Genomic DNA, 10,837 nt, shown 5'->3' on the forward strand with positions numbered 1-10,837 from the left:
CCCTTCTCTTACTTTTTCATGTGCTGATTTAAGCTCAGAGAGTTCAACAATACACTGACGGAACTAAACGCCATCGCTCCTCCTGCAATGATTGGATTCAAAAAGCCTAATGCAGCAAAAGGAATGCCAATCGTATTATAGACAAAAGCCCAGAAAAGATTTTGTTTGATTTTTCTCAATGTCATTCTAGACAACTCGATTGTTTGAGCAATGGACGCCAAACTACTATTCATCAGCGTTACATCTGCTGTTTCCATCGCGATGTCCGTTCCACTTCCCATTGCCATACCAACATCAGCTAATGCGAGAGCTGGCGCATCATTGATTCCATCGCCTGCCATACCGACTTTTTTGCCATCTTTCTGCAGTTTTTCCACATAGGCTGCTTTATCCTCTGGAAGTACTTCGGCAAAGATGTGCACTGGATCAATACCCACTTGTTTACCGATCGTTTCGGCTGCCAGTTTGTTGTCTCCTGTCAACATAAAGACATCTAATCCTTTATCCTGTAACTGCTTGATTGCTTGTTTAGCTTCTTGTTTGATTTGATCTGCCACGGCAATCAGCCCGATTACTTGCTTTTCATCAGCTAAAAACATGACTGTTTTTCCCTGCTGTTCTAATTCTAACGCGTGTTCTTGGTATTCATCAAATGATAGGTTCAATTCAATTAATCGTTTACGTGTACCCGCAAAATAGCGTACTCCGTTAATCGTACCGCTGATTCCAGCACCTGGGTGAGCTGTAAAATCAATCATATCGTATGTTGCTACTTCTTGCAGTTTTCCGTATTCCACGATTGCTTTACCTAGTGGATGTTCAGAAGCTTGTTCTAAAGTATAAAAAATAGATAGGACTTCTTTAGAACCGACTAGATCTGTAACTTTGGGCTTTCCTTCTGTAATCGTTCCAGTTTTATCCAAAACAATGCTGTCTAAGTGAGCAGCTGCTTCTAATGCTTCTCCGCCTTTAATTAAGATTCCGTTTCGTGCGCCAACACCCGTTCCTACCATGATAGCTGTTGGAGTCGCTAAACCTAATGCACATGGACACGCAATGACTAATACAGAGACGCTATGGATCAATGCAAGTTGCCAATCCCCCGTGATCAATCCTGTCGCCATTAGCGTGATGAATGCAATGACTAAAACGATCGGAACAAAAATCCCTGAGATTCGATCCGCGATTTTTTGAATTGGTGCTTTGCTTCCTTGAGCGTCTTCCACCATTTGGATGATTTGAGCTAAAACTGTCTGCTTACCAACTTGTGTGACTGCCATGTGAAGCAGACCATTCGTATTGATTGTTCCGCCAAAGAGTGTGTCATCTGGATTCTTTTCTACAGGAAGACTTTCGCCAGTAAGCATACTTTCATCGATTGCACTACTTCCTGAAATAATTCGCCCATCTGCTGGGATCTGCTCACCAGGACGGATGACTAGCTGATCGCCAACGACGACTTCTTCAATCGCTAACGTTTCTTCTTTACCGTTTCTTATCACTTGAGCTGTTTTTGTTTGAAGAGACATCAATTGTTTGATTGCATTACCTGTTTTCGTTTTTGCTGTATGTTCCAAATATTTGCCGAGCAAAATCAACGTGATGATCATACTGCTACTTTCAAAATAAAGATCTTGGGGATGTCCACGGAAAAATCCGTTGTAAATGCTCAATGCAAAAGCAGCTGATGTTCCGATTGCTACCAGTACATCCATATTTGGTGCTTTCGTCTTGATTGCATGATACGCCCCTTTATAAAAACGTGCACCAACATAAAATTGAACAGGGGTAGACAGGACTAACTGAACGATTGGCAGATGAAAAAAGTGAACAATCGCCGCATGGCTCCCCAACATCATGGCAATCATTGACAGCATCAATGGCAAAGTCAAAATCGTACTCAATACAAGATCGAATAGCATTTTTTTCAAATATGCTTGCTTTTCTTCCGCAATTTTTTGTTTATGGGCTTCATCGTACAAAATCGCACCATAGCCGATATTCTCTACGCTTTGGATTAATTTTTCAGTGGTCGTCCCTTCATATTTGACACTTGCTTTTTCAGTGGCCAAGTTGACTGTGGCATTGACAACACCAGGTTGTCCGTTCAGCTCTTTTTCGATCCTAGCAGAACAATTTGCACAAGTCATACCTGTAATGACGAATGTGTCCATTTTGGTTTCTGCTGCTGCCATCAAATCACCTCTGCTTTATATCCCAATCCATTGATTGCTTGACAAATCTTTTCGGATTGGACTTTTGTTTCATCAAACTTGACCGTACCGTTTGCTTTTTTCAAGTTCACTTTTACTTTCTGTACGCCGTCAAGTGCGCTTACCGCTTCTTCGACTCTTGCAACACAATGATTGCAGCTCATACCTTCGATTGAAAATTGTTGTTTCATTTTTTCTTCCTCCTATTGATGTTGTTTACATTCACATTGACCTGGGATACAGTTGCATTCGATTGTTTCGACTGGTTGCTTTTGTTCTAATTGTTTCAAGATTTCATTGATATCTTCTTGAGTCAAAGTAGCTTCTTCTACTAGATCTGCAATTGTCTCTCCAATCCTTTTTGCACAGATATGGGAAAAAAGATTTTCCGTCGCACTACGAACTGTTTCCATCTCTGAGACAGCTGGATGATAAATGAATTTTTTTCCTTCTTGTTCTGTCCAGATCACTTCTTTTTTTACCAAACGTCCCAGCAAAGTTTTGATCGTTGCTGGTTTCCAATCCATCGAATCAGCTAAGATCTGCGTGATTTCTTGAGCAGTCGTCTGTCCAAGTGTCCAAATAACCCGCATGATCTCCCATTCTGAATCGCTGATTTTTACCGGCGTTTTGACTTTCTCCATTTATTTCACACCTTTCGTTTACAAATGTAATCAATAACTTATGAATACAGATTACACTTGTAAACAAAAACTGTCAATTATTTTTGCTCTCTATTTTCAATTTAGTTAAAAATTCTTGTTTTTCCCCTCTTGTTTTAAGGATGATCAGTTTGTTTCGTGCATGGTTTTCTTGGATCAGCTGTTGTATTTTCGGCTCATTGTTTTCTTCAAAATGCCAGATAAAAGATAAAAATTCTACGTATTCCTTATTTAGTTTCTCTGTAAATGCTTCAGGCATATCTGGCCGTGATTTTTTGTTTATCTTTCTTTTTAGAGAACGCCAAACTACTCGGTAGATGGCGACATAACGCGGCACTTTAAGCCAAATGATTTTATCTGCTTCTTTGATTCTCTCTTCTAACGTAGAAGTATAATTTCCCTCAACGATCCATGACGGATTAGATACCATAAACGATTGCTGTTCTTGTAAAAACCACTGTTTTGCCTGAATACTGTAATCTGTTGTATGCCATAAAAGGTCTAGCGGCAGTAGCGGAAAGCCCGTGATTTCTTTGATCTTCCTTGCGAGGGTCGATTTACCCGACCCACTTTGTCCAATCACGATGATCTTCATTTTCCTCCCTCACTTCTCTTTGGAATTTGGTTCGATCATACCACTTATAACGACACAAAAAAACAAGAGTTGGCTCTACACGCCAACTCTTGCAAGAAGTAATTTTATTTTAAGGCTGAACCACAGTTTCTGGCTCAGTGATTTCTTTATTTTTGTCTCGACGAGCGATGGCCGGCAAGATCATGCCTAATAAGATCAAGACGATTGGCGTGATGATATTCGTGAATAGCTGGAACCACCATGCTTTAGGATCCGCAGTATAATCTACTTTTGGCACCATTCCTAAGATACAGGCGAACGCAGTGAAGGCAAAGCACCAAGCACCGAAGATAAACCCGATTTTTGGATTTTTGACAAATTTATATTCAGAATTGAATTTCTTATAAGCTTTATTCAACATCATATACGCCAAGAATACCCATAGGTAACGCATTGGCATAACAACTGAGTTCAAGTTCGTCAACCATTTAACTAATTCATTCATATCTTTGATACCGAAGATTGGCAGCAAAATAATGATTCCTACTAGTATACCTGTCAAAAGATAGCCGTTTACTAATGTACCTTTATGACTACGTTTACGTAGCCAGTTTGGTACGAATTCTGGATCTGCATCTGCTAACAAGATTTTTAACGGTGCATCGATTGAAAAGGCTAATGCGGAGATTTGTCCGATCATATTTGTCAATGCGTAAATAATCATCAATGAGTTACCGATACCATAGTAATTACCTAAAATTTGAAAAGCACTGTATGCCCCATTTGCCATCAAGTCTTTAGGAATATTATCGCTAGCAAACAGCATGCCCATTGCGACTGAACCTAATACAGCACAAATCCCTACCATTGCTGCTAAGAAAATCATCCCTTTAGGAAATTCTTTTGCAGGGTTTCTTGTAGAGTTGACATAAGGGGATATTTTTTCCGCTCCTCCAACTGCAAATACTAACATAGAGACGGTTGTGAAATAACTGAAGTCAAAGGTTGGAATATATGTTTTCACTTGATTCATATGCGGTGTGGCAAATTCCATCGTTGGGTTGATGAACGGTGCCGTTACTGCTAAAAGAATAAATAAGATCGACATAACGAACATCGCTGTTCCGGCTAATCCGCCGATTACTTTCAACGTAGAAAGTCCTTTTGTTGATAAATATAAAAAGGCAAGAAATATAATAAGTGAAATAACTGCTACCATTTGGACTGACATCGTATTTACGATATTTCCATTTCCTTGGACCGCCCAACCCCCTGCAATCAGGATGGCTTGAGGTTTTTGTGCCAAATAAGGAATATGCACGACCCAGTAAGTCCAAGCAGCATAATATGCCAGCCGTTTATTGGATGTCGTATTTTCGACCCATGAACTGACGCCTCCTTTACTATCCTTGAAGGCTGAGCCTAATTGTCCAACGATCAATGCGTATGGAATGAAATAAATGGCTAGAATCAATAGCCAAGAGGTGACAACTGATACTCCTTGCTGGGCATAGTTATTAACTACATTCCCCATGCCCCAAACCATGTTGAATGCAATTAACGCAACAGTGAACCAGCGTAATTGTTTATTGTTCATTCGTTCTCTCCTTTATAATAAAAATTTGTTAACCAAATGTAATCATATTCAATTTTTAACAAACTTACAAGACAGCGTTATTTTATGTGTGTATTCTTTTATTTAATACACATCATTTTTTCATATTTTTTCCATCAAAAAAAGGAGTTATTTTCTTTCATTTCATTGATTTTATTGTATTTAAAGCAATTTTGAATTTTCTGTAAAATTAAAAACATCAGTTATTTTATAATCTTAGTCATTTTCTTTGTATTCTTTTATTAAGAAAAAGGAATAAAAAAAGAGGACGTTCATTCGTCCTCTCTACTGGTCAATATTTATTTTTTACATGTAAGCTTCGCATAGCATTCAAAACAGCTAGGACAGTTACCCCGACATCTGCAAATACTGCATCTCCCATTGTTGCAAAACCAAAAGCACCTAAGGCAAGTACCAGCATTTTTATCCCAATAGCAAAAACAATGTTCTGCTTGACGATCTTCAATGTTTTCTTTGCTAACCGGATCGCATCTGCAATCTTCGATGGTTGATCGTTCATGATGACTACATCTGCTGCTTCAATTGCAGCATCGCTTCCTAATCCACCCATTGCGATCCCTACATCTGCTCTTGCTAGCACTGGTGCATCGTTGATTCCATCTCCGACAAAGGCGGTCTTTTTATTGCTTCTTTGTAAGATTTCCTCTAACCGCTGTACTTTATCTTCTGGAAGCAGTTCACTGTATATCTTGTCCACGCCAACTTGCTTCCCGATATGATCAGCGATTTTTTTCGAGTCACCTGTCAACATGACTGTATGCTTGACACCAGCCTGTTTTAATTGAACTAATGCGTCTACGGCATCTTCTTTCAAGGTATCCGCAATGACAAGATAACCACTATAACTTTGGTTGATTGCTATATAAAGCAATGTACCGATTTCTTGACTTGAAGGAAAAGAGATCTCAAACCTTTCCATCAATTTGTGATTACCTACTAATATTTGTTTGCTGTCAACTTCAGCTAAGATCCCTTCACCTGCAAATTCTTGGATATTTGTTGCCGGTAAAAGCGGACCTTCGTAGCCTTCTAAAACGGATTGAGCAATCGGATGTGTAGAAAACTGTTCTGCACTTGCAACATATTGCATAAATTTCTTTGAATCAATTCCTGTTGGATCGATCGTCTGGATCGAAAAGTCGCCTTTCGTTAATGTGCCAGTTTTATCGAATACCACTGTCTCAGTTTGTGCAAGCAATTCCAAATAATTTGAACCTTTTATTAATACACCAATTTTACTTGCTCCTCCGATCCCTCCAAAGAAACTAAGGGGTACGGAAATCACTAATGCACATGGACATGAGATCACTAAAAACGTCAACGCCCGATAGATCCATTCAGAAAACGCCGCTCCAGAAACTATTGGAGGTAAAACAGCCAATAAGACGGCCAGCCCTACAACGACTGGTGTATAATATCGCGCGAATTTGGTAATGAAATTTTCAGCTGGTGCTTTTTTGCTGCTGGCATTTTCTACTAATTCTAATAATTTACTGATGGTAGAATTTTCATAGGATTTTTCTACTTGAACTAAAAATGGTTTATTTTTATTGATAAATCCACTTAATACTGTTTCACCAACATATACAGATTTAGGAACGGATTCACCTGTAAGTGCTGATGTATCGACTAATGATTCTCCTTCAATGATCGTTCCATCTAACGGTACACGTTCACCAGGCTTAACAAGTACATACTGACCAATCCGCACGTCTTCAGGATTCACGGTCATCAATCCTTCTGCTGTCTGTATGTGCGCTGTTTCTGGACGGATAGCCATCAATTCACGAATCGATTTTCTTGAATGATTGACTGCCAATCCTTGGAAATATTCGCCGATTTGATAAAATAGCATCACTGCTACGGCTTCTGGATATTCACCGATCAACATAGCACCAATCGTAGCAACAGACATGAGGAAATTTTCATCAAAGATCTGTCCTTTGACGATATTCATCACCGCTTTTTTCACTACATCATATCCTATCAGCAGATAAATCAATAAATACCCTATCAAACGAATTGGTTCATTAAAATCAAATAATAGCAAGACAGCGATACCTGCAAGTGAAAATAAAATCCGGATCAGCGTGTTTCTCTCTTTTTCATTTCCATGTTCAGATACTTTTTCCTTGTCTATTTCTGTTACCTTGACATCTGGTTCTAATTTTTTCACTACTTTTTTTGTTTCCTGTTCAACCGCAGCTAATTGATCTTCCTCTACGTCAATCGTTAATTTTCCAGAAGTGAAATTTACCGTTGCTTCCTTGACTCCATCGATTTGCTGGACTCCTTTTTCGATTTTCATCGCACAGTTCGCACAGTCTAAACCTTCTAATCTGTAACTTTTCATTTTAATGACCTCCTCGCCTTAACATATGAATATCTCTTCATAACTAATTATAAATGAATGGTTATTCATGTGTCAAGGTATCCGAAAGAAAAAATGAAAAACATCTGCATCGGAGAATCTCTTCCAATACAGATGTTTTTGCTTATTCTTTCTTTTCCTCTTCGATCATTGCTACCGCTCTTATCCAACCGGCACTTGCCTTCTTGATTTTGACAGGATAGCAACTCAGTTTGAATCCTGTTGCTGGCAATTTGTCTAAATTCGTTAATTTTTCGATATGACAATATCTTTTTTCGATCCCTGCAAAATGTCCTTCCCAGATGATCGAAGGATCTCCAGTTTCATCAAATTCTTTTGCGATATAAGGTAATGGTCTGTCCCAAGACCAAGCATCTGTACCAACAACACGTATTCCTTGTTCCAGCAGCCATAATGTAGCTTCTCTGCCGACACCGCATCCGCTGATGAGGTATTTCGGTGTTCCCCAGTATTGATCTGCTCCAGTTCGAATCAATACGATATCTTTTTCTTTCAATTCATAGTCGATTCGAGACAGAGCTTCTTCAAAATCTTTCACAGTCAGTTTAGTTCCATCTGGCTTATCTGAAAAATCTAATACTACTCCATCTCCATAACACCAATCTAAAGGAATCTCATCAATTGTCCAAGCAGGTTTGCCCTTGTCCATCGTTGGATGGTAGTGATAAGGTGCATCTAAATGTGTCCCCGTATGTGTTGTCAGTTCGATTTTTTCGATTGCCCAAGCTAATCCATCTGGAAGATCTTTTGATTGAGCCGTTCCAAAAAAGCGAAGCATATCTGGCACGCTTTGTTCGTGGTCCATATACATAATCTGTGGGATCATTTCCTTTGGATCACTTGCCAAATCGTTTTCAATTGTTATGCTTAAATCAATAAATCTCAAAATTCAACCTCTCCTCATGCTTTTTTATCTCTATTGTTATGAAACTTATGACACGATAATAACTGACCAGCCACTGCTTATTTTTTCTTTTTTTGAATACTAAATAAAAAAAATATAAAAGTCGTATCGCTGATTGATGCTCTATCATTCATTATGACTGATTTAAAGAAGTCTTTTAGAACTATTTTTTCAATAATAAAAAAATGAAGTTCTTTAAAACCGAATAGAAAAAATGAGTTTTTCAAAACATAAAAAGAACCAGATAAAACACGTGATAGTTGTGTTTCATCCAGTCTTCTCGTTCATAAAACATGTTTAGGATACTCTTTTAGAATATCCCGACTTATATAATCTCTGCGCCAAATGGCATCAACGCCAATCGAGCAAGCTTGAAAGATTGCTTTGCAAATGGTATCCCTATAATCGTGATACATAGAAGGATGCCGCTGACGACATGTCCGAGAGCAATTGGGAGGCCTGAAACGATCAGCCAGATGATGTTGACAATCAATGACATGGCGGACTGGTGATAAATTACTTCTTTGCCAAACGGCGCAAAAGAAAGGGAGGCGATTTTAAAACACTGCATACCGATGGGGATACCAATGATCGTGATACACCAAAGTACCCCTGCTACTAACCAGCTAAGACCACCAATTAGTCCGCCAAATATAAACCAGATGACATTTCCTAAACAACTCATTGTATTTCTCCTTTTATTACTGTTTTTAATTAGAACTGGACAAAAAACGATTTGATTTTTCGTTTTTTAGCTTCCAGCATCAAGTATTCCGCAACTTTTTTTTGGATTTCTTCCGTTTTTTCTTTTGTTACTAATGTGTGTTGGATTAGTTTTCCTGCTGGTCGCTGATCCAACCGTTCTTCTGACTGCTGTTCATCTGCTTGCGCAAAACCGATGATCCGGTTTTCTTTTGTTACAGCAACGATCAATAGTTTATTCCTATCATGTAGTTCAGCTTCCGTTTTTACTTTTACGAATGACTCTGGATGATCAGTAATCAGCTGATTGATTTGAGGGAGATCTTCTTTTACTGCCCTTCGTATTTCCATCATTTTTCCCTTTTCTTTCGTTCATTTTTATTTCCACTAAAAAAATCAACTGCGGAAATCGCATCTATCCAACTTTGTGCAATAATCTCATGTCCGCCAATCGTTGGATGCACGCCATCTTCTTTTGTATATTTCGAAAAACCATAAGCGATTCCTAAAGCATTGAATATTCCATCTAAAGGAATCAGCAATGTGCCATATTCTTTTGCGAGTTTACGAACGATTTGGATCTTAGGGTCTAAGTCTTTGCGCCACCCATAACGATCATTTGTCACAGGAAGTACAAAAGGTTCCATTAAGACGATATTGCAGATTCCAGCTGCTTGAAGCTTATTTAGTAACTCTCGATAAACGGATTCAAATTGCTGCACAGATTTCTCAGTGCCGAATATAGCTTGATCTCCAGTATTATGCCACGTATCATTGATTCCAATCAAAATCGATACATAATCAGGTTGCAGAGCTAAACAATCTTCTTGCCAGCGTGCTTGCAGATCTGCGATTTTGTCTCCTCCTATCCCACGGTTTATACATTCAAATTCCATCGTTGGATATTGAGAGATTAGTTTCCCGGCAATCAAAAGCGGATACCCTTTACCTAGATCCGACGCTTCTGAACGGTCTCTTCCTGCGTCTGTAATGCTGTCACCAATAAATAACACGCGTGTTTTCATTTGTCAAAAACTCCTTTTTGAATAAAACGACGATTTTCTTCCTTATATTATCCCATAAGCTCTACCAAGACGAAAGAGAAAATAGATGTATAAAAAAAGACACCCGCCTAGTTTCTTCAAACGATTGGATGAATACTCAGCAAGTGCCTACTTTTTTATGCTTTTTTCTTAACGTGCCGGATTTTTCTTGATTCCTTCGTTGTTTGATTCAGTGAAATCGATCAGACCTAAGTTTCCGTCAATCAGCCCACTGTCGCCCGTCAAACTCAAAATATGACGAGAAGCATCAAAACGTATATTCATATGCTCATCTAAGTCTGCCAACGAATATCCCTTTACTAATATCTCTCCTAGATTGCTTGGGATAGATTGGTCATAACTTTCTGTCGACATATCTGATCCGATGATTCCAAGGGTGAATTGAACTTGCATGTGGATCATTGCATGCTGAGAATACGGACCTACTCCATCTTCGAATGTTAATATTAGTTTGTTTCCAGGTGCTAGATGCTGCTTTATTTCAGCAGCAGAAGCATTATCAAATCGGATCTCCATTTGAATCGCCTTCTTTGTATATGTTTGATTGATTGCGATTTCATTATAGAACCTTGTGAATCAAATAGCAATTTCTTTTGCTTTCTTTTCTTGTCTGCTGGAAACTTCCTTTATCCCGTATTTTAAAAAAAGAACTGCGAGAGTTCGCAGTTCTTTTTTAGAATAAACGGTGTT

11 protein-coding genes are annotated in these 10,837 nt (G+C 38.7%); all 11 read right to left on the reverse strand.

What is annotated here, in order from left to right:
- Positions 1 to 8: 8 nt before the first annotated feature.
- The 11 genes from ESP02_RS07860 to ESP02_RS07910 all read right to left on the reverse strand — a co-directional run bounded on the left by ESP02_RS07860 (position 9) and on the right by ESP02_RS07910 (position 10,663).
- Positions 9 to 2,195 carry a cation-translocating P-type ATPase gene (locus ESP02_RS07860; protein WP_038398585.1) on the reverse strand — a complete coding sequence of 729 codons (2,187 nt, stop codon included), beginning with the start codon at positions 2,193 to 2,195 and terminating at the stop codon, positions 9 to 11.
- On the reverse strand, positions 2,195 to 2,404 hold the full coding sequence (gene copZ / locus ESP02_RS07865; RefSeq protein ID WP_002291786.1) for a copper chaperone CopZ: 210 nt from the start codon (positions 2,402 to 2,404) through the stop codon (positions 2,195 to 2,197). Before copZ ends, ESP02_RS07860 begins: the two co-directional genes overlap by 1 nt.
- Positions 2,405 to 2,416: 12 nt before the next feature.
- The gene (locus tag ESP02_RS07870; protein ID WP_002291784.1) at positions 2,417 to 2,857 is read right to left on the reverse strand and encodes a CopY/TcrY family copper transport repressor; all 441 of its coding nucleotides are present in this window, start codon (positions 2,855 to 2,857) and stop codon (positions 2,417 to 2,419) included.
- A 73-nt stretch (positions 2,858 to 2,930) separates the two neighbouring features.
- Positions 2,931 to 3,470, reverse strand: coding sequence for a topology modulation protein (locus tag ESP02_RS07875; RefSeq protein WP_038398583.1), 540 nt, complete (start codon positions 3,468 to 3,470; stop codon positions 2,931 to 2,933).
- A 109-nt stretch (positions 3,471 to 3,579) separates the two neighbouring features.
- On the reverse strand, positions 3,580 to 5,046 hold the full coding sequence (locus ESP02_RS07880; protein WP_002291780.1) for an APC family permease: 1,467 nt from the start codon (positions 5,044 to 5,046) through the stop codon (positions 3,580 to 3,582).
- 310 nt (positions 5,047 to 5,356) lie between these two features.
- A complete protein-coding gene (locus tag ESP02_RS07885; RefSeq protein WP_038398582.1) occupies positions 5,357 to 7,438 on the reverse strand; it encodes a heavy metal translocating P-type ATPase in 2,082 nt (693 codons plus the stop codon).
- Between the two features lie 142 nt (positions 7,439 to 7,580).
- Positions 7,581 to 8,363: a cyclase family protein gene (locus ESP02_RS07890; RefSeq protein WP_080283901.1), complete on the reverse strand. Its 783-nt coding sequence runs from the start codon at positions 8,361 to 8,363 to the stop codon at positions 7,581 to 7,583.
- A gap of 343 nt (positions 8,364 to 8,706) precedes the next feature.
- Positions 8,707 to 9,066: a YccF domain-containing protein gene (locus ESP02_RS07895; protein WP_038398579.1), complete on the reverse strand. Its 360-nt coding sequence runs from the start codon at positions 9,064 to 9,066 to the stop codon at positions 8,707 to 8,709.
- A 29-nt stretch (positions 9,067 to 9,095) separates the two neighbouring features.
- Positions 9,096 to 9,437 carry a hypothetical protein gene (locus ESP02_RS07900; RefSeq protein ID WP_038398578.1) on the reverse strand — a complete coding sequence of 114 codons (342 nt, stop codon included), beginning with the start codon at positions 9,435 to 9,437 and terminating at the stop codon, positions 9,096 to 9,098.
- Complete coding sequence (locus ESP02_RS07905) at positions 9,434 to 10,108, reverse strand: SGNH/GDSL hydrolase family protein (RefSeq protein WP_038398576.1); 675 nt, start codon at positions 10,106 to 10,108, stop codon at positions 9,434 to 9,436. The genes ESP02_RS07900 and ESP02_RS07905 overlap by 4 nt, the downstream gene beginning before the upstream one ends.
- 168 nt (positions 10,109 to 10,276) lie before the next feature.
- Positions 10,277 to 10,663 (reverse strand): iron-sulfur cluster biosynthesis family protein, encoded by a 387-nt coding sequence (locus ESP02_RS07910; protein ID WP_038398575.1) that lies wholly within the window; start codon positions 10,661 to 10,663, stop codon positions 10,277 to 10,279.
- Positions 10,664 to 10,837: the final 174 nt, after the last annotated feature.

It is taken from the genome of Enterococcus sp. NBRC 3427, assembly GCF_007996925.1.
GTDB lineage: Bacteria > Bacillota > Bacilli > Lactobacillales > Enterococcaceae > Enterococcus_B > Enterococcus_B lactis.